The organism is Microbacterium sp. Y547, from assembly GCF_057669785.1.
In genome coordinates, this window is record NZ_JBYHFN010000003.1 from 397,240 (window position 1) to 417,555 (window position 20,316).

General features: G+C 69.5%; 14 protein-coding genes. 5 read left to right on the plus strand and 9 right to left on the minus strand.

Annotation, left to right across the window (positions count from 1 at the left end):
* The first annotated feature begins 2 nt into the window (after positions 1-2).
* The 3 genes from AC25Y0_RS07135 to AC25Y0_RS07145 all read left to right on the plus strand — a co-directional run bounded on the left by AC25Y0_RS07135 (position 3) and on the right by AC25Y0_RS07145 (position 3,386).
* Positions 3-395 carry a YrdB family protein gene (locus AC25Y0_RS07135; RefSeq protein WP_488121939.1) on the plus strand — a complete coding sequence of 131 codons (393 nt, stop codon included), beginning with the start codon at positions 3-5 and terminating at the stop codon, positions 393-395.
* Positions 392-1,783 carry an FAD-binding oxidoreductase gene (locus AC25Y0_RS07140; RefSeq protein WP_488121938.1) on the plus strand — a complete coding sequence of 464 codons (1,392 nt, stop codon included), beginning with the start codon at positions 392-394 and terminating at the stop codon, positions 1,781-1,783. Before AC25Y0_RS07135 ends, AC25Y0_RS07140 begins: the two co-directional genes overlap by 4 nt.
* A 118-nt stretch (positions 1,784-1,901) precedes the next feature.
* Complete coding sequence (locus AC25Y0_RS07145) at positions 1,902-3,386, plus strand: L,D-transpeptidase family protein (RefSeq protein ID WP_488134435.1); 1,485 nt, start codon at positions 1,902-1,904, stop codon at positions 3,384-3,386.
* 90 nt (positions 3,387-3,476) lie between these two features.
* Here AC25Y0_RS07145 and AC25Y0_RS07150 read toward each other — a convergent pair whose 3' ends face one another.
* A complete protein-coding gene (locus AC25Y0_RS07150) occupies positions 3,477-5,693 on the minus strand; it encodes an NADP-dependent isocitrate dehydrogenase (RefSeq protein ID WP_488121936.1) in 2,217 nt (738 codons plus the stop codon).
* Positions 5,694-5,858: 165 nt separating this feature from the next.
* On the opposite strand from AC25Y0_RS07150, the gene AC25Y0_RS07155 reads away from it, so the two are divergent.
* Positions 5,859-6,311: a GNAT family N-acetyltransferase gene (locus AC25Y0_RS07155; protein WP_488121935.1), complete on the plus strand. Its 453-nt coding sequence runs from the start codon at positions 5,859-5,861 to the stop codon at positions 6,309-6,311.
* 202 nt (positions 6,312-6,513) lie between these two features.
* Here AC25Y0_RS07155 and AC25Y0_RS07160 read toward each other — a convergent pair whose 3' ends face one another.
* The 8 genes from AC25Y0_RS07160 to AC25Y0_RS07195 form a co-directional block, all read right to left on the minus strand.
* Positions 6,514-8,907 (minus strand): M64 family metallopeptidase, encoded by a 2,394-nt coding sequence (locus AC25Y0_RS07160; RefSeq protein ID WP_488134436.1) that lies wholly within the window; start codon positions 8,905-8,907, stop codon positions 6,514-6,516.
* A gap of 204 nt (positions 8,908-9,111) precedes the next feature.
* Positions 9,112-10,923 (minus strand): ABC transporter ATP-binding protein, encoded by a 1,812-nt coding sequence (locus AC25Y0_RS07165; protein WP_488134437.1) that lies wholly within the window; start codon positions 10,921-10,923, stop codon positions 9,112-9,114.
* Positions 10,920-12,776 carry an ABC transporter ATP-binding protein gene (locus tag AC25Y0_RS07170; protein WP_488134438.1) on the minus strand — a complete coding sequence of 619 codons (1,857 nt, stop codon included), beginning with the start codon at positions 12,774-12,776 and terminating at the stop codon, positions 10,920-10,922. The genes AC25Y0_RS07165 and AC25Y0_RS07170 overlap by 4 nt, the downstream gene beginning before the upstream one ends.
* Positions 12,777-12,816: 40 nt before the next feature.
* Entirely contained in the window at positions 12,817-13,329 is a 513-nt protein-coding gene (locus AC25Y0_RS07175) for a methylated-DNA--[protein]-cysteine S-methyltransferase (protein WP_488121931.1), read from the minus strand.
* The gene (locus AC25Y0_RS07180; RefSeq protein ID WP_488134448.1) at positions 13,326-14,885 is read right to left on the minus strand and encodes a DNA-3-methyladenine glycosylase 2 family protein; all 1,560 of its coding nucleotides are present in this window, start codon (positions 14,883-14,885) and stop codon (positions 13,326-13,328) included. The genes AC25Y0_RS07175 and AC25Y0_RS07180 overlap by 4 nt, the downstream gene beginning before the upstream one ends.
* A gap of 81 nt (positions 14,886-14,966) precedes the next feature.
* Complete coding sequence (gene purH, locus AC25Y0_RS07185; RefSeq protein WP_488121930.1) at positions 14,967-16,574, minus strand: bifunctional phosphoribosylaminoimidazolecarboxamide formyltransferase/IMP cyclohydrolase; 1,608 nt, start codon at positions 16,572-16,574, stop codon at positions 14,967-14,969.
* 20 nt (positions 16,575-16,594) lie between these two features.
* Positions 16,595-17,203, minus strand: a complete 609-nt coding sequence (purN, locus tag AC25Y0_RS07190) for a phosphoribosylglycinamide formyltransferase (protein WP_488134439.1) — start codon at positions 17,201-17,203, stop codon at positions 16,595-16,597.
* Positions 17,204-17,207: 4 nt separating this feature from the next.
* Positions 17,208-18,668 (minus strand): cell division protein PerM, encoded by a 1,461-nt coding sequence (locus AC25Y0_RS07195; protein ID WP_488134440.1) that lies wholly within the window; start codon positions 18,666-18,668, stop codon positions 17,208-17,210.
* Positions 18,669-18,783: 115 nt separating this feature from the next.
* On the opposite strand from AC25Y0_RS07195, the gene AC25Y0_RS07200 reads away from it, so the two are divergent.
* Positions 18,784-20,262: an NCS2 family permease gene (locus AC25Y0_RS07200; protein ID WP_488121927.1), complete on the plus strand. Its 1,479-nt coding sequence runs from the start codon at positions 18,784-18,786 to the stop codon at positions 20,260-20,262.
* Positions 20,263-20,316 lie beyond the last annotated feature (54 nt).

Genomic DNA, 20,316 nt, shown 5'->3' on the forward strand with positions numbered 1-20,316 from the left:
CCATGCCCGAGACCCCGTACGTGACGCCTCAGAAGCCCGCCGCACCGGCGGCAGGAACGCGCGCGCCGCTCTCCGGCATCGACGTGCTCGCCTTCCTCTGCCAGATCCTCGCGTTCGGCTCGCTCGCGTTCTGGGGCTTCGTCGCGTGGCCCTTCCCGTGGAACATCGTCGCGGGCATCGGCGCCCCCGCCCTCGCGATCCTCGTGTGGGCGCTCTTCGTCTCGCCGCGAGCCGTCTTCGCCGTGCATCCGTTCGTGCGCGGCTTCGTCGAGCTTCTCGTCTACGCCGCCGCGACGATCGCGTGGTGGAGCATGGACATGGCCTGGATCGGCCTCGGCTTCGGTGTCGTCGCCGTCACGGTAGGCGTCTTCGTGGGCCGGCGGCGCTTGGCGTGACCGGACCCGCCGACGTTCTCGCGCAGCTGCGCGCGGCGCTCGGAGAGCGGATCGACACGACGGATGCCGCGCGCGAAGCGGCCCGTGCAGACAAGTCCGGCCATGTGGCCTCCGGAACGCCCCTCGCAGTCGTGCATGCACGCAGCGTCGAGGATGTGCAGCAGACGATGCGGATCGCGAGCGCGACGGGGACTCCCGTCGTGACGCGCGGTGCCGGCACGGGACTCGCGGGCGCGGCGAACGCCGGTGACGGTGAGATCGCGCTGTCCGTGCGCGGCATGGAGCGAATCCTCGAGGTGCGCCCCGACGACCTCGTCGCCGTCGTCGAGCCGGGGATCCTCAACGCCGATCTCAACGATGCCCTCGCCGCCGAGGGGCTGTGGTGGGCGCCCGATCCGGCCAGCCGCGCGATCTCGACGGTCGGGGGCAACATCGCGACGGGAGCGGGCGGCCTGCTCTGCACCAAGTACGGCGTTGTGCGCGATGCCGTGCTGGGGCTCGACGTCGTACTCGCCGACGGCCGTCTTCTGCAGCTCGGCCGGCGCACCGTCAAGGGCGTCACCGGCCTCGACCTGACGTCGCTCCTGATCGGATCCGAGGGCACGCTCGGGGTCATCGTCGGCGCGACGCTCAAGCTGCGCCGGCTCGTGCCCGGCGAGGTGCAGACGATCGCGGCGACGTTCCCCGACGTGCGCGCCGCCGCGACGGCGTCCTCGGCCGTCACCGCCGCGGGACTGCAGCCGTCGATCATGGAGCTGATGGATGCCGCCTCGCTCGCCGCCGTCCACGCTCTCCTCGCGCTCGCGCCACCGACGCCCGGCGCCGCGCAGCTGACGATCCAGACCGACGGCCCGGCGAGCCAGGACGAGGCCGCGGCCATCGCCGATGTGCTGCGGCACGCGGGCGGGACCGTCGTGGTCTCACGCGATCCCGAAGAGGGCGAGCGGCTGCTCGCGATCCGCCGCTCGATGCACCCCGCCATGGAGACGCTGGGCACGACGCTCATCGAGGACATCGCAGTTCCCCGCAGCGCCATGCCGTCGATGTTCGACGAGATCGCCCGGGTCGAGCGCGAACACGGCGTCTCGATCCCGACGGTCGCCCACGCGGGAGACGGCAATCTGCACCCCAACTTCATCTTCGACGGGCGGCCCGACGAGCACGGCATCGTCGAGACTCCGCCCCACATCTGGGATGCCGCCGACGACCTGTTCCGCGCGGCTCTGCGCCTGGGAGGCACTCTCACCGGCGAGCACGGCGTCGGTGTGCTCAAGCGTCGCTGGCTCGCCGACGAACTCGGCGACGCCCAGTGGCAGCTGCAGCGCGAGATCGCCCGCGTGTTCGATCCGCAGGGCATCATGAACCCCGGAAAGGTCTTCGAGACCTGACGCAGCCCACGGCGCTTTACCGAACCGTTATCGGGACCCTGATCGAACTTCACCCCGCGCGCCTCGCACGCTCGGATACCATAGAGCGATATGTCCGTTCAACCCGGGGGGTTTCTGCGTGACGGATCTCGCGATCAAGCCTGGAGCCGAAGGGGCTGACACCGGCGGAGGCACGCCCACCGACGGTGCTGAGGCGACGACCGCGGCCATCCCGCCCACTGACGGAACCGAGTCGGTCCAGTGGGCCCCGAACGAACCCGGCCCGAAGAAGCGTCGCACGGGCATCTGGATCGGTGCCGGAGCCGCGACCCTCGCCGTCGCCCTCGTCGCGACCTCGCTCGTGCTCATCGCACCGGGCACGTCGGTCGGGGGCGTTCCGGTCGGCCTGCTCACCTCGGGTGCGGCGACCGACGCCATCGATGCACGCCTGGCCGAGACGAACGTCGTCCTCAGCGGAGCCGGCGGCGACGTCGAGATCAACGCGCTCGACCTGGGCGCCACGGTCGAGGCCCGCGCCCTCGCCGACAGCGCGTTCGCCACGAGCCCCATGTGGAACGTCACGCAGTGGTTCCCCGAACCCACCGAGGCGTCCGTGACGATCGACCCCGAGGTTGCGACGGCAGCGCTGCGCCAGGCTGCCCCCGACCTCTACGTCGATCCCGTCGACGCGACCCTCGTCTTCGACGCCGAGACCATCAGCTACGTCACGACCCCCGCTGTCGAGGGCACCGGCGTCGACCTCGTCGCGCTCGGCGAGACGCTCGACACCGCCTTCGCCGCCGGCAAGACAGCGGTCGTGTTCGAACCCGTCGCGGCACCCATCGTCGCCGGCACCCCGACATTCGTCGCCGAGTCGGCCGCGGCGAACCTCAACGACATCCTCGACACCGCCGGGTTCTACATCGGCGACGAGCGCACGGTGCCGATCGCCCGCGAGCAGGTCGCCTCGTGGCTCACCGTCACTCCCGGCGCGCGCGGCACCTTCGAGGTCGGCGTCGACGAGGCGTCGATCCAGTCCGTCGTCGACACGCTTCCCGAGGCGGTCAACCGCGAGGCTGCGAACGCGACGGTCATCACCGATTCCGGCGGCGGCGTCCTCAGCGAGCTGGCCACGGGCGTCGTCGGGCGCGAACTGGGCGATACGTCCGGTATCGCGGCGGCGTTCGCCGAGCAGCTCGCCGCCGGCGAAGCCGCTTTCGCACTGCCGGTCACCGAGGTCCCGTTCGCCACGACGACCCTCGCCCGCAACGTCGTGGTCGATCTCAGCGATCTGCGCACCTACCTCTACGAGAACGGCAACCTCGTCAACTCGTACCCCATCTCGGCCGGCAAGGCCTCGTCGCCGACGTTCACGGGATCGTTCCGCATCAACTGGAAGCGCAACATTCAGGACATGGGATGCTTCCCCGGAGCGCCGTACTGCACCGAGAACGTGCCCTGGGTGGCCTACTTCAACGGCGACCAGGCGTTCCACGGCGCCTACTGGCACAACAGCTTCGGTGCCGCGCACGTCAGCAGCGGCTGCGTGAACATGCCCGTCGGCGCTGCCAAATTCCTCTTCGACTGGGCGCCCGTCGGCACCGAGGTTCAGGTCCGCGCCTGACCGCCCCCGCGCCCGGTTGCCTGCGTCATCCGGTGTGAACGACCGAAGGCCCTGCCCGCTGAGCGGACAGGGCCTTCGTGATCGGGCGGGTCAGATCCCGTCGATGATCTCGTTGAGCGTCGCGGAGGGCCGCATGATCGCGGTCACGAGCTCGGTGTCGGGGCGGTAGTAGCCGCCGATGTCGGTCGGTACGCCCTGCACGGCGAGGAGCTCCGCGACGATGTCGTCTTCGGCCGATGCGAGAGAGTCGGCGACGGGCGCGAATGCCGCGGCGAGCTCGGGGTCCGCCTGCTGGTTCGCGAGCTCCTGCGCCCAGTACAGCGCGAGGTAGAAGTGGCTGCCGCGGTTGTCGATCGTGCCGAGCGCACGGCCGGGCGACTTGTCGTTCTCGAGGAAGGTCCCCGTCGCGGCGTCGAGCGTGTCGGCGAGGACCTGCGCCTTGACGTTGCCCGTCACGGTCGCGAGGTGCTCGAGGGAGGCCGCGAGAGCGAAGAACTCGCCCAGCGAATCCCAGCGCAGATAGTTCTCGGCCAGCAGCTGCTGCACGTGCTTGGGTGCGGAACCGCCGGCACCGGTCTCGAAGAGGCCGCCGCCCGCGAGGAGCGGGACGATCGAGAGCATCTTGGCGCTCGTGCCGACCTCGAGGATCGGGAACAGGTCCGTCAGGTAATCACGCAGCACATTGCCGGTCACCGAAATGGTGTCCTCGCCCTTGCGCAGTCGGTCGAGCGAGTACTGCGTCGCCTCGGCCGGCGCGAGGATCTCGATCGTGAGACCCGTCGTGTCGTGGTCGGCGAGGTAGGTCTTCACCTTCTCGATGAGCTGGGCGTCGTGGGCGCGGTTCTCGTCGAGCCAGAACACCGCCGGCGATCCGGTGGCCCGCGCGCGCGTGACGGCGAGCTTGACCCAGTCGCGGACCGCGACGTCCTTCGTCTGCGTCGCGCGCCAGATGTCGCCCGCCTCGACCTCGTGCGAGAGCAGCACCTCGCCGGTGCTGCTGAGCACCTGGACCACGCCGGGTGCTTCGATCTCGAACGTCTTGTCGTGGCTGCCGTACTCCTCGGCGGCCTGGGCCATGAGACCGACGTTGGGCACCGTGCCGATCGTGGCGGGGTCGAGGGGACCGTGGGCGATCACGTCTTCGATGACGGTCTGGTAGACCCCTGCGTAGGACGAGTCGGGGATGACCGCGAGCGTGTCCGATTCGCCGCCGTCGGCGCCCCACAGCTTGCCCCCGTTGCGCACGAGAGCCGGCATCGACGCGTCGACGATCACGTCGGAGGGAACGTGCAGGTTGGTGATGCCCTTGTCGGAGTTGACGTAGGACAGTCGGGGACCGTTCTCGAGGTCGGCCGTGATGGCGGCGGCGATCTCTTCGCCGTGCTCGAGGGCCGGCAGACCAGCGAGGATCGTGCCGAGTCCGTCGTTCGGGCTCAGACCCGCCTGGGCGAGCTCGGCGCCGTAACGCTCGAAGACGTCATCGAAGTAGGCCTTCACGACGTGGCCGAAGATGATCGGGTCGCTGACCTTCATCATCGTCGCCTTGAGGTGCACCGAGTAGAGCACGTCTTCGGCCTTGGCCGTTTCGAGCGTCTCGGCGAGGAAGGCGTCGAGCGCCTTGGCAGAGAGGAAGGTCGCGTCGACGATCTCGCCGGGGAGCACCTTGAGACCGGTCTTGAGCGGAGTCACGGTCCCGTCGGCGGCGACGTGCTGAATCGACAGCACGTCGTCGGCCTCGATGAGCACGGACGTCTCGTTCGCCTTGAAGTCATCATGGCCGAGCGTCGCGACGCGGGTCTTGGATCCCTCGGCGAACGGCTTGTTGCGGTGCGGGTGCTTGCGCGCGTACTTCTTCACCGACAGCGGCGCACGGCGGTCGCTGTTGCCCTCACGGAGCACGGGGTTCACGGCCGAGCCCTTGATGCGGTCGTACCTCGCGCGGACGTCCTTCTCTTCGAGCGTCGTGGCGTCATCGGGGTAATCGGGGACGTCGTAGCCCTGCGCCTGAAGCTCGGCGATCGCGGCCTTCAGCTGCGGGACGGACGCGGAGATGTTCGGAAGCTTGATGATGTTGGCCTCGGGCAGGGTCGCGAGACCACCGAGCTCAGCCAGAGCGTCACCGACCTGCTGCTCGGGCGTGAGCGCCTGCGGGAACGCCGCGAGGATACGGCCTGCCAGAGAGATGTCGCGCGTTTCGACATCGACGCCCGCCCGGCCGGTGACGGCCTTGACGATCGGCAGGAACGATGCGGTAGCGAGAGCCGGAGCCTCGTCGGTGTAGGTGTAGATGATGGTCGAATCTGTCACCGGTCACGTCTTTCGTTCAGTCGGAAATTCAAGTCCTCAGTCAAGATTCCAGGCTACCGCACACGGTCGAGATATCTCGATATCAAGATAATCGGGGCCGTCTTCACACGGATGTGAGGCGCGGATACGTGACCCGCGACCGAGAATGCGGTTAGCCTGTCGTCTATGGGTGAGCTGCGTTTGGTCGAACTGTCAGCGGCGACGATCGTCGCCGTGAACCACATGTCCCTCAAACCCGGCCAGGAGCAGTTCCTCGCGCCGGTGAGCTACGGGATCGCAGCGACCGTCATGAATCCGCAGACGACCTGGCAGCGCGTCGTCGTCGACGACGACGAGGTCGTCGGGTTCGTCAGCGCCAGCTTCGACCCCGAGGCACCCATCGAGCACTTCAAGTCGATTCTCTGGCGCATCAACGTCGACGCCGATGACCAGGGTCGCGGCGTCGGTCGCTTCGCTGTCGAGCAGCTCCTCGAAGAGGCGCGCTCCCGCGGCATGAGTCGCGTCGCGGTGATCTACGAAGCCGGCGAGGGCGGACCCGAGGCGTTCTTCCGCCGTGTCGGCTTCACTCCCGTGGGTGAGACGGAGTACGGCGAGGTCATCGCCGAGGTCGGCCTCTAGACCCGGCATCCCCCGCTTCGCGCGGCGCGGTCGTCCGCGCGCCTGATCGCAGACCTGGCGGACGCCGGCGCCTCTCCGTATCCCGCGGATGCCGTCACCTCGCCGCGTCCGTTCGTTCGGCGTGCACCGAGACCCGTGCCCCGAAAACGGGATGGGGCCCCGGAGCGTGCGCTCCGGGGCCCCATCCGTTGGGGAGATCCGCTCAGATGAGCGTGAGTGTCAGCACACCGGCGTAGGTACCGGCACGCGCCGACCCGGGGACGCCGAGGGTGAGGTCGGCGCCACAGACGAACGCACCTGCGCTGTTGCCCGCGGGCGACTCGCAGAGCGTGGACGGAACGCCGATGCCCGCACCGGGCACGGCGACGTTTCCGGCCGTGACCTTGCTCGACTGGCCGGGAGCCTGCGGCAGGTCGCCGACGACGGCTTCTGCGCGCGGCGCCCAACCGAGGTTCTCAGCCACGATGAGGCCGGAGCCGCTCGTGAAGTCCGAGACCTCGCCGGTCAGGTCCCAACCCGCAGCGGTACCGCGCGAGTCGCGGACGGCGACGTCGTGCAGAGCACCGGTCGCCGTCTGGTCCACGCCGTTCAGCGCGACACCGTCGAGGACGACGGGCTCGTCGCTGGCGATCGCGAGCGACAGGGCGCCGCCGGTGACCTCGGTCGTGATGATCTGACGGTTGTCGGAGTCATCGCCGCCGAGGACCGTGACGGTGAAGGCCTTCACCGGGCCGATGTTGCCCGACGCGTCGGTCGCACGGTACTCGACGCGGTGGGTGCCGTAACCGGGCTCGGTCGGCTGGAACGGCGAGGCCGACATACCGGCGGAGCCGAGGCTGCCGTAGATGAGGTCATCGACGTTCGTGCCCGAGGGCGTGAAGAGGAACGGATCATCGGGGTTGGTCGGCGAACCGTAGTAGTTGTGCCAGCCCTGGCCGTTCAGGCGGAACTCAGAGATGAGCGCACCCTCGCGGTCGTCGCTCGCGACGAGCTTCATCGCGAACGACTCGTTCACGATGTAGTGCGGCTCGCCGTTGGCGCCCGTCGTGGTCGAGATCGGAGCCGTCACGGTCGCCTCGACCGTCGGGCCCGATGCGTCGACGTCCCACTCCTGCACGACGCGTCCGGCACCGGGGTTGCCCGGGTCGGAGACGGTCGCCGAGACCTCGTGCGTGCCGCTCAGGTCGAGCGCGCCCAGGTCGAACGTGTTCTTGCCGGCGGGGGTCGCGACGACCTCGCCGTCGACACGCCACGTGATGTCGAACGCACGGTCGGTGCGGTGCGTCGTGTTGACGTAGAGGATGTCCTCGGCGCCCGCGGGCTTGAACGTCGGGAACGCCTCGATGATGCCGGGGCGGACGGTGCCGCCGTTGGCCGAGCCGGTGCCGACGGTCCAGGTGCGCGTCTGCGTCATCGACGCCTTGGCGCGGATCGCGGGGTCGCGGACGAACTCGGTGTTGTCGACGACGGTCGCCGTCACGGTGTCGCCGGCCTTGACGCCGAGCTTGCCGAGCTCGAGCGTGCGCAGGTTGGCGGGGTTGTCCACCGCTTCACCGTTGACCGCCCAGGTCACGTCGTTCTCGTGGTAGACCGGGTGCGACGTCTCGACGTACAGCACCTGGTTGGGTGCGACGGCGGCATCGGTGGGGGTCGACGCGGGCACGAGCGGAGCGCGGCCGGCGACCTTCTCGGTCATGACCTCACGGCTGACCTGGTCCATCTGGTAACCCAGCGACTTCATCATGGAGTGCTTGCTCGGACGGAAGATGCCCGTCGAGTAGTACATTCCACCCTCGTAGACGTCGATGATGCCACCGGACTCGCTCTCTTCACCGAGCCAGCGCCACCACTTCGTCTTGGTCTGCGCCATCTGCTCGGCCGTCATGAGCGTGTGGTGAGCGGAGCTCGGCTCGCGACCGGTGTAGTCACCCGTCGTGATGCCGCGCGTGTAGTAGTCGTACTCGTCCTGCAGGCCACCGAGCGAGTGGGCGATCTCGTGGGGCGAGATGAGCGCCGACAGCGGGTTTCCACCGCTGGCCGTCGCGTACGCGCCGCCCGCGCCGCCGTAGGTGTCGCTGTTGGCGAGCGCGAGGATCTGGTCGACCTTCGGCGCCTGGGAAGCGTAACGCTGCGCCGCCGAGTTGTTCATCGTGATGAGGCGCTCGACGCTCGAGGCGCGGCATCCGCCCCAGAACGACATGCTGAGCGGCGTCGTGCGACGGGGGGCGTCGAGCGTACGGTCGCAGCTGATGCCCGACTCGCCCGAGACGATGCCGATCGCGTAGACGTTGAAGTGGTTGCGGTAGCTCTTGAAGGGCTCGATGCTCCACATCGTCTCGAGGTGCACCTCGACCTGGTCGTAGAACTTCTGCTGCTCGTCGGCGGTGTAGCCGTCACCGAGGATGACGAGCGAGAAGCGCTCAGCATCGTCACCGGTGATCTGCATCGGCACGACGGTGGAAGAGCCCACCTCGGCGGAGGCTGCCAATGCGACGGCGGGGGGCGCGAGTGCCACGAGGGACGCCGCCAGGGTCGATGCGGTGAGCATCGCCCCCCAGCGCCGCCTCGGAGCGACCGCAGTTCGGGTACTGGTCATGGTCTCCACTTTCGGCTCGAATGGGCTGTGACCCGCACGCGCCATGGCATGACACCTTTGTCGGAGCGGTCGGCTCACGCGTGAGAGCCTAGGGACGATGTCCAGCCGAATCACGGTGCGGGCGTCTGGTGATCGGCCGAACGTGCACGACGTTTGTCGGATCCGCCGTTCCCCCACCGGCGGAAGCGGCCGCGCATCCGATCGTCAGACCAGCGAGTCCCGCCAGGCCGCGTGCAGCTGAGCGAACTTGCCTGTGCCCCCGATCAGCTCGGCGGGTGTGCCGTCTTCGATGATGCGGCCATGCTCCATGACGAGCACGCGGTCGGCGATCGCCACGGTGGACAGGCGGTGCGCGATGATGATCGCCGTGCGGTCCGAGAGCAGGGTTTGCAGGGCGTTCTGGATCATCCGCTCCGAGGGGATGTCCAGTGACGCGGTCGCCTCGTCGAGGATCAGCACGGCGGGGTCGGCGAGGAACGCGCGCGCGAAGGAGATGAGCTGGCGCTGCCCCGCCGACACCCGCCCGCCGCGCTTGTTCACATCGGTCGCGTAGCCGTCGGGCAACTTCTCGATGAAGGCGTCCGCGCCGACCGCACGCGCTGCCGCCCGGATCTCGTCGAGGGTCGCATCCGGCTTGCCGAGCGCGATGTTGTCGGCCACGGTGCCGCTGAACAGGTACGCCTCCTGCGTGACCATGACGATCGCGCGGCGCAGGTCCTTCGGGTGCAGCAAGCGCAGGTCGACGCCGTCGAGAGTCACGCGTCCGCGCGTCGGGTCGTAGAACCGCGAGACGAGCTTGGCGAGTGTCGATTTGCCCGCACCGGTCGTTCCGACGAGGGCGACCGTCTGCCCGCCGGGGATGTCGAGCGAGAAGTCGGGCAGGATGACCCGCTCATCGGAGTACCCGAACGACACGTCCTCGAAGCGCACATGGCCGCGCGCCTTCCACAGGTCGACGGGATGCACCGGATCGGGCACCGTCGGCTCTTCTTCGAGCACGCCCGAGACCTTCTCGAGTGCCGCGGTGGCGGACTGGTAGGAGTTCAGGAAGAACGCGACCTCCTGCAGAGGCGCGAAGAAGTTGCGGACGTACAGCACGGCCGCCAGCAGGGTGCCGACCAGAAGCGTGTCATCGACGATCCGCAGTCCGCCCCACGCGACGACGACGGCGAGCGTGACGGAGGCGACGGCCATGAGGCCCGGCTCGAACGTGCCGAAGAGGCGGATCGAGCGCATGTTGATCTCGCGGTAGCCGCTGGCCAGCTCACCGAACTCTTCGTCGTTGCGCTTCTCTTCACGGAACGCCTTGACGGCGCGGATACCCGTCATCGTCTCGACGAACTTGACGATGACCGTCGCACTGATGACGCGCGATTCGCGATAGACCCGCTGCGAGCGCGTGTAGAACCAGCGCATCAGGAGGTACAGCGGGATGCCCATGACGACGAGGATGAGTCCGGACTGCCAATCCCACACGAGCAGCATGACGAGGGTGAAGACGCCGTAGAGGATGCCCGAGACGAGTTCGTTGAGTCCCCCGTCGAGCAGCTCGCGGATCGTGTCGAGGTCGCTGGTCTGCCGCGAGATGATCCTGCCCGACGTGTACGACTCATGGAACTCGAGGCTGAGCTTCTGCGTGTGCAGGAAGATCCGCTTGCGTAGATCGAGCATGATCGCCTGCGTCAGCCGCGCCGTCACGACGACGTACCAGCCGATGAGCGCCGCCCCGCCGATCGCGGTGGCGAGGTACGCGAGCACGACGAGGACCGTCGGCATCCAGTCCATCCGCTCGACGACGGCGGGCAGAGCCGTGTCGATCCCGATGGCGATGAGCGCGGGACCGGCGACGCGCAGGGCGGTCGAGATGACGAGAACGACGGCTGCGAGCACGAGCTGACCGCGCACGGGCCGCACGAGCGAGCCGAGCAGCTGCAGCGAGCGGTGGCGCACGGCACGGCTCTCTTCGCGCGTGTAGTCAGAGCGGTCTTCGCCGCTCGTGCCGACGACGGTGCTCACTCGGCCACCTCGGGTTCCTGGCCCGAGCCGTACGGTTCGAACCTGAGTTCACGTAGCTGCGCCTGCTCGTCTGCGAGGCTCGAGATGACGTGGCGGTAATGCTCGCTCGTGCGCAGCAGTTCGGAGTGGGTGCCCACGGCGGTGATGCGGCCCGCTTCGAGCAGCGCGACGCGGTCAGCGAGCATGACGGTGGAGGGACGATGCGCGACGACGAGGGTCGTGGTCTCGTGCATGATCTCGCGCAGGGCGTCTTCGACGAGCGCCTCGGTGTCGACATCGAGCGCAGAGAGCGGGTCGTCGAGCACGAGCACGGCGGGTCGCGCGGCGACGGCTCGCGCGAGCGCGAGACGCTGTCGCTGCCCGCCCGAGAGAGACAGTCCCTCTTCGCCGATGATCGTGTCGACGCCGTTCGGAAGGTCGTCGACGAAGCCTGCCTGCGCCACGCCCAAAGCTTCGCGCAGCACGCGCTCGGCCTCGGCAGAACCCGGCACGAGGTCGTCGCGACCGAGCAGCACGTTGTCGCGGACCGACTGCGAGAACAGCGTCGAGTCCTCGAAGGCCATGCCGATGTGGCGGCGCAGCTCGGCGAGGCGGATGTCGCGGACATCGACGCCGTCGAGCGTCACGCGACCGGCGGTCACGTCATAGAGCCGCGCGGGCAGCGTCGTCAGCGTCGTCTTGCCCGAGCCCGTGAGACCGACGAGCGCCATCGTCTCACCGGGCCGCAGCACGAGGTCGATGCCGTCGAGCAGGTCGCGCTCTTGAGCGCCGGCATCCTGATATCGGAAATGCACGCCCTCGAAGGCGAGCGCGCCGCGGGGCTCGGCGATCGTGACGGGCGTCGGCGGGTCGACGATCGGGTTCGGCTCGTCGAAGACCTCGAAGATGCGATCGGTGGCGGTGCGTGCGTCGATGAGGAATGAGAAGAGGAACCCGATGGACTCCATGGGCCAGCGCAGCACCGTCGCCATCGCGAAGAAGGCGAACAACTCGGCGACCTGCAGTTCACCCAGCTGGGTCAGGTAGATCCCGGCGCCGAGGCACAGCGCGAAGGCGATGTCCGGCAGCAGCACGAGCCAGAACCAGATCCAGCCGACGGCGCGAGCTTTACTCATCTCGGTCTCGCGCAGGCTCTCGGCCTGCCGCGTGAACTTCACGAGCGCGTGCTTTCCGCGTCCGAAGGCCTTGAGAACGCGGATGCCGTGCACGCTCTCTTCGACCGAGGTCGCGAGGTCGCCGGCCTGATCCTGGCTCTGGCGCGCGAGCGTGCCGTAGGTCTTCTCGAACCGGTACCCGGCGTACCACAGCGGCGCCGAGCACACGAGGAAGATGACTCCGAGGACCCAGTGCCAGCGGAACAGCAGCGCGATGCCCACGACGATCGTGATGACGTTCACCAGAAGCAGGATCACGCCGAAGGCGAGCCAGCGCCTCAGCATGCTGATGTCCTGCATCATGCGGCTCAGTAGCTGACCGGACTGCCAGCGGTCATGGAAGGCGACAGGCAGCCGCTGCAGGCGTTCGTAGAATCCCGTGCGGAGGTCGTACTCGACCTGCGTCGCGGGGGCCAGCACGAACCAGCGCCGCGCCCAGACCATGAGGGCCTCGAACAGGCCGAGCGCGAGGATCGCCGCGGCACCCCAGATGATCTGGGTGATGTCGCCCGTCGAGAGGGGACCTTCGACGACGGCCTCGAGCACGAGCGGGATGGCGAGGGCGAGCAGGCTCGCGATGAGCGCGCTGACAGCGCCCAGCAGGAGGCGCGGAAGCACGGGCTTCGCGAACGGCACGAGCCGCGCAAGGGCCTTCACTGTGGACAGGTCGGACCGTTTCGGTTCAGCGATGATGGTCATGTTCCCTGGAGCCGTGCCGCGATTGCGGCAGCCCACCAGCTTAGAACCCGGTGCTCGCCGACTGCAAGCGGGCCTCGCGGTCGAGCAGTGCGCGCTTGACGTCGATGCCCCACGCGAAGCCGCCCAGAGCCCCGCCCGTGCGCAGCACCCGGTGGCAGGGCACGAACAGGGCCGGGGCGTTGCGGGCGCAGATCGAGGCCGCAGCCCGCACGGCACGTGCCGACCCGAGCACGGCAGCGAACTCCGCGTAGGTGAGCGGATGCCCGGGCTCGATGCCGCGCAGCGCCTTCCACCCGGCGTGCTGCAGCGCGGTGCCGTGCTGACGCACCGCGACGGCATCGATCGCGGTGAGGTCGCCTCCGTAGTAGGCCGTGACGGCCTCGCCCGCCGCCGTCGCACCGGAGCGCAACGACGAGGGACGGTCTGCCGGCCGCAGGCGGTCGAGAATGTGCTCGGGCTCCGCCGTCCACCCCGACGTCAGGACCCGGCCCTCGTCGTCGGCGATGAGGGTGAAGGGCCCGTCGGGGGTGTCGAGGGTCTCGATCGTCGTCATGCGGGGCGTCCTTGTGTGAGGTGTGCGGGATCAGGTGTGCGGGGCGCCGTCTCGGCAGTCGCCGGGGGTTCGTCGCGCCGCGAGGGTCTTTCAGATCGCACCGGTCGCGGGGGCACGGCTCTCCACAGGTGGGCCGTCAGATAGCTGCGCCAGGGGGCGGCGCGGGCGACCCACGCCGTGAGCGCGGAGGCCGAGGGCAGGCCGACCGCCGCGGCGCCCGCGCGCACGGCGACGTCGTCGGGCAGGAACACGTCGGGGTCGCCGATGACCCGCATGCGCACGTAGTCGGCCGTCCACGGCCCGATCCCGGGCATGGCCAGCAGCGCGGCGCGCTGATCGGCGGCGTCGTCACCCGCTGTGAGCACGAGCGAGCCGTCGGCCAAGCCGGCGGCGGCTCCCGTGACGGCGCGGATGCGTGCGGCGGGTCCGCGCAGCACCTCGTGGCCGCGCTCGGCGATCGCCGCCATCGTGGGGAAGAGACGCGTCGCCGATCCGACCCCGTCGACCGGGTCGCCGAGCTCGGCGGTCAGGCGCGACAGCACCGTGCGCGCAGCGACGACCGTGATCTGCTGCCCGATCATGGCGCGGATGAGCATTTCGTGCGGGTCGGCGGCCCCGGGAACACGGAGGCCCGGAAGCGCCGCCACCCGTGGCGCGAGCTCAGGGCGCCGCGCGAGGTCCGCGTCGACGGCGACGGGGTCGGCGTCGAGATCGAACAGTCGGCGCGCGCGGGCCACGAGCGACGGGAGGTCGGACAGCTCGGTCAGCTGCGCGCGCAGCCGGATGCGGCCCGACCCGTCGAGGCTGAGCTCGAACCACGCGGGCCCACCGGCGAGCCGCACGGCGCGGCCGAACGACGTCGCGGTCGCCGCTTCGACGCCGTCGACGGCGCGGGCGGACATCCACGCGAACAGTCCGTCCGCATCGAATGGCTCGCGATGCGGCAGCACGAGATCGATTCCCGTCGCGGCACCGTCCCTCGGGGTTCGCGCCTGCCGCACGGTGCGTCGAGCGCGCAGTTCGAGCGGCGTCACCCCGAACACTTCGCGGATCGTCTCGTTGAACTGCCGCACGCTGGCGAACCCGGCAGAGAAGGCGACGTCGGCGGCGGCGAGGTCGGTGCCGACCAGCAGCATCCGGGCCGTCTGCGCGCGGTGCGCACGGCTGAGGGCGAGCGGTCCGGCACCGAGCTCGGCCGTGAGCAGCCGGGTCAGATGGCGCGGCGAGTAGCCCAGGCGGCGTGCCAGGCCGGGCACACCTTCACGTTCGACCACTCCATCGGCGATGAGCCGCATCGCACGGCCGGCCGTATCGCTGCGCAGGTCCCATTGCGGCGACCCGGGCGCCGCCTCGGGCAGACACCGCTTGCACGCACGGTACCCGGCCTCGTGCGCCGCGGCCGAGGTCGCGTAGAACGTGACGTTCTCGGGCTTGGGCGTGCGCGCGGGACAGCTCGGCCGACAGTAGATCCCGGTCGATCGCACGGCCGTGACGAACTGCCCGTCGAATCGCGCGTCGCGCGAATCGATCGCGCGGTAGCGCTCGTCGAAGGTCATGACCGGGATGCTCACATCCCCAGCCTGACACGCTCAGGGCCCACCGGCTCGCGGAAAACGGACACGAGGGTCCGTCACCGGTCAGTGGAAGAAGTGACGCTCTCCCGTGAAGAACATCGTGACACCGGCTGCCCGCGCCGCTTCGATGACCTCTTCGTCGCGCACCGATCCGCCCGGCTGGACGATCGTGCTGACGCCCGCGTCGATGAGCACCTGCGGCCCGTCGGCGAAGGGGAAGAAGGCGTCGGATGCCGCGACCGAGCCGGCGGCGCGGTCCCCCGCGCGCTCGACCGCGAGGCGGCACGAGTCGACGCGGTTGACCTGACCCATTCCGATGCCGACGGTCGCGGAGTTCTTCGCGAGCACGATGCCGTTGGATTTGACGGCGCGGCACGCCTTCCACGCGAAGATGAGGTTCGTCATGTCCTCGTCGGCGGGCCGTTCACCCGAGACGAGTTCCCAGTCCTTGGCGACCGAGTCGATGTCGTCGGGGAACCGGTCTGCATCCTGCAGCAGCAGTCCGCCCGAGACGAGCCGCACGTCCATGCGCTCCTGCTGCCAGTCGGCGGGCAGCTGCAGCACGCGCAGGTTCTTCTTGAGCCGGAAGACCTCGAGCGCCTCGGGCTCGAAGGCGGGCGCGACGATGACCTCGGTGAAGATGTCACGCACGTTCTCGGCCATCTTGAGCGTGATCGTGCGGTTCGCCGCGATGACACCGCCGAACGCCGATACGGGATCGCACTCGTGCGCACGCAGGTGAGCGCTGGCGATGGGGTCGAGCGCCTGCGGCGCCGTGGTCGCGATGCCGCACGGGTTGGCGTGCTTGATGATCGCCACGGCGGGCTTGAGCATGTCGAACGCGGCGCGGAGCGCGGCATCCGCGTCGACGTAGTTGTTGTAGGACATCTCTTTGCCCTGCAGCTGCGTCGCCTGCGCGATGCCGTGGCCGCCGACGCGCGTGTAGATCGCGGCGCGCTGGTGCGAGTTCTCGCCGTACCGCAGCGTCGCGAGGCGCTCGGCCTTGATCGTGAGGTGCTGCGGCAGCGTCTGCTCGTCGGCGAGCGTCTGCTCGGCGAACCACTGCGCGACGGCGCGGTCGTATGCCGCGGTGTGGGCGAAGGCGCGCGCAGCGAGGTCGCGGCGCTGTGCCAGGTTCGTCCCCGATGCGCCGAGGGCCTCGATGACGGCCGGGTAGGACTCGGGTGAGACGACGATCGCGACGTTGGCGAAGTTCTTGGCGGATGCCCGCACCATGGCGGGGCCGCCGATGTCGATCTGCTCGACGACGTCGACGGCAGAGGCCCCCGAGGCGACGGTCTCGACGAACGGGTACAGGTTGACCACGACGAGCTCGAAGGGGGCGATGTCGAGTTCGTCGAGCTGGCGCTCGTGGTCCTCGAGCCGCATGTCGGCAAGGAGCCCTGCGTGGACGCTGGGGTGCAGGGTCTTCACGCGCCCGTCCAGCGACTCGGGGAACCCTGTGACGGCCGACACATCGGTCACGTCGTAGCCGGCGTCGCGGATGAGTGACGCGGAGCCGCCCGTCGACACCATCTCGACGCCGGCCGCCGCGAGTGCTTCGGCGAGTTCGAGAAGACCTGTCTTGTCGCTGACAGAGATCAGCGCGCGACGGATCGGCACGACATCGCGTTCGCGATAGAGGGCGGGATCGTGGCTCGGGCCGGCCATGGGGACTCCTCGGTAGGTCGTCAGGGGGTGGATTCGGCGGTGCGCCGCAGGGCGGCGAGGTCGAGGTCGCCCGTGGCGATGCGACGCACGACGTCGATGAGCAGCCGCCGTTCGACGGGCTTGATGCGTTCGTGCAAAGAATGCTCGTCGTCGCCGACGTGCACCGGGATGCGCTCCTGCGCGAGGACCGGGCCGGTGTCGATGCCGCTGTCGACGACGATGACGCTCGCGCCGGTCTGCGTGACTCCGGCGGCGAGGGCGTCACGCACGCCGTGCGCGCCGGGGAACTCGGGCAGGTATGCGGGGTGGGTGTTCAGGATGCGCGGCTCCCACTGCTCGACGAGTGAGGCCGGGAGCAGCCGCATGAGGCCGCTCAACACGACCAGGTCGGGGTTCCACACGGCGAGCTGCTCGCCGAGCGCGGCGCCCCACTCCTCGCGCGAGTCGTAGCTCTGCCACGGCACGAGGAACGTCGGGATCCCGTATTCCTCGGCGTGCGCGAACCCGGGCGCTTCTCGATCGGCACCGACGGCGACGATCGTCGCGGGGAACCCGGGATCGGCGGCGGCGTCGAGCAGGGCGCGCAGGTTCGACCCCGTGCCCGAGATGAGAACGGCGACCGTGAGCACGCCGTCAGTCTAGCGGCGGGCGTGGGGGGAGCCGGTCCAGCGGTTCGGTCACGGACTCGTCTGCGCCCCCGACCCCGGAGTCCGCCCCGGTCTCCGGGCTCGTCGCAGGGTCGTCCGTCGCGGGGGCGACCGTCACGGGTTCGTCTTCGAACCAGGTCGCGGAGTCCGCCCAGATCGCGGCGTTCGCCGAACGAGCGACGGTCGACGACTCGATGACCGAAGGCTCCCGCACGTCGCGCCCCGGGCCGCGGCCCCGCGGCGCCAGCAGGAGGATGCCCGCCCCCAGCGCCGTCTCGAGCCCAACCGCGAGCGCGAGCGGGCCGGGCTCGGGGCCGGAGTGCGCGAGGGCTCCGGGCCCCATCGACCCCGATGCGAGGAGCGCGAGCAGAGCGGCGACGCCGGCGGCACCGACGGCGATGCCCGCCGCGGCGGCGAGCCGTGCCCCGAACGGGTCGTGCCCGTCATCGAGCCGGGGACCGCGGGTTTCGGCGAGCCGGGAGCGGGCGATCCAGCCCGCGAACGCGCCGAGCGCGACGGGCAGCAGCGCGAGCAGCAGCAGCCACGTCGTCGTGGATTCGGGTATCGCGCCGAGCACGGGGATGCCCGGCAGGATGCCGGTCTGGGTGCCGGCCGGTCCGATGACCGTGTCCGTTCCGATGGCGAATCCGGGCCCGGCGAGGAAGGACATCGCCCACACGATGAGCGTCGGCAGGTAGGCGAGCTGCGCGAGCATCATGACGCTCGCCCCGAAGGCGTCGACGTGCGACGCTTCGAAGAGCGCGATGATCTCGCCTCCGCCCAGGGCGACGGCGGCGGCTGTCGCGAGCGCGCCGAGTCCGAGCAGTCCCGTGCCGACGACCGCCGTCCCGCGTGCGATCACGCCGGGCACCTCGCCCCACCCGTCGGGGAGCGCTTCGACACGGTCGCGCACCCTCGCGATGACGCCGTCACCGGCTTCACTCCACTCCGTCGCGAGAGCGCCGACGAAGGCGGGCACGACGTACACGAGCGCGGGGAAGAGCACGGCCTGCCACAGCTGAACCTCGGCGAGCGCGCCGTGGCTCGTGCGTGCGATGAGCACGGTCGCCCCGGTGAACACGACGGCGCCCGTCAGGAGCCCCGTGACCCACGCTCCCGACTGCGATGCCCGCCGCCCCGAGCGGGCGGCGAAGACGGCGGTGAAGGCGGCGAAAGCCAGCGGTGCGAGCGAGATCGTGAAGGCGGCGGCCGCGGGATCGATGCCTGTCTCAGCGAGGTAGTCGGGGGCGAGCACCACCTCGACGGGCACGAGATGACCGAGCTGCCAGATCGTCGCGCTCGCGGGCCAGAGCGCACCCCAATCAGCCCCCGTCCCGACCCCGACAGCCCAGAGGAGCGTCAGCGATGCGAGGACGACGGCGAGCCCGACGGCGACCGCGATGAGAGCGTCGACCGCGGCAAGGATGGCGACGATGAGGCGATGCATGCGCTGTCGACCCTACCCACGGCGCCCCTGTGAGTTCGGTCGGCGCGCCCGCCGTGGCATCCGGATATGCGGTTGCCGTCTGGGTGCCGCTATCTTGTCCGAGGAGGTCCCCGACATGACATCAGCCCCCTCGTCCGCGCCCGAGATCACAGATCCGGCACCGAAGAACGGCTTCGACCGCTTCTTCGAGATCACCAAGCGTCGTTCCACGCTCGGAGCAGAGGTCCGCGGAGGTGTCGTGACCTTCGTCGCGATGGCCTACATCGTGATCCTCAACCCGATCATCCTGTCCGGCGCTCCGGACGTCGTGGGGAACGAGCTCGGGTTCACGCAGGTCGCGGCGACCACGGCGCTGACGGCCGGTGTCATGACGATCCTGTTCGGCCTCGTCACGAGACTGCCCTTCGCCTTCGCGGCCGGCCTCGGCATCAACTCGTTCCTCGCTGTGTCCGTCGTCGGTCAGGTCACGTGGCCCGAAGCGATGGCCCTCGTCGTCATCAACGGCCTCATCATCGTGCTGCTGGCGGCGACCGGCCTGCGCCGCATGATCTTCGACGCCGTCCCGATCCAGCTGAAGCTCGCGATCACGGTCGGCATCGGCCTGTTCATCGCCTTCATCGGCTTCGTCAACGCCGGGTTCGTCACCTCGACCGGTGCATCATCGCCGCCCGTGGGCCTGGGCGTGGACGGGTCTGTCACGACCGTGCCGACGCTCATCTTCGTCGCGACGCTGTTGCTCACCGGCATCCTCGTCGCCCGCAAGGTCAAGGGCGGCATCCTGATCGGCCTCGTGACGGGCACCGTCGTCGCCGTCATCGTCGAGGCGATCTGGAAGATCGGTCCGATGTTCGCCGGCGACGATTTCAACCCGGGCGGCTGGAGCCTGTCCGTCCCCGAGCTGCCGGCATCCGTCGTGAGCTGGCCCGACCTGTCGCTCCTCGGTCAGGTGACCCCCGATTCGTTCATCGGCTCGTTCGAGCGGATCGGCGCGCTCGCCGCGCTCATGCTCGTGTTCACCCTCGTCTTCACGAACTTCTTCGACGCCATGGGCACGATGACGGGCCTGTCGAAAGAGGCCAACCTCGCCGACCACAAGGGCGACTTCCCGCGCATCAAGTCGGCGCTCATCGTCGAGGGCGTCGGCGCCGTCGCGGGTGGTCTCACGTCGAGCTCGTCGAGCACCGTCTTCATCGAGTCCGGCGCAGGCATCGGCGAGGGCGCCCGCACGGGCTTCGCGAACGTCGTGACGGGTGCGCTGTTCCTCATCGCGATGTTCTTCACGCCGCTCGTGTCGATCGTGCCGACCGAGGTCGCCTCGGCTGCGCTGGTCATCGTCGGCGCGCTGATGATGTCGCAGATCAAGTACATCGACTTCTCGGAGTTCTCGGTACTGCTGCCGGTCTTCCTCGCCGTCACCGTCATGCCGCTCACCTACTCGATCGCCAACGGCATCGGCGCGGGCTTCGTCGGCTGGGTGATCGTGCGCTCGCTCTCGGGCAAGGCCCGGCAGATCAGCCCGCTGCTGTGGATCGTCGCAGCCGGGTTCCTGGTGTACTTCGCACGCGGTCCCGTCGAGGCGATCCTCGGCGGCTGATCGATCCGAGAAGGCGGGGTGCCTCCGTGGCACCCCGCCTTCTGCGTGTCCGGA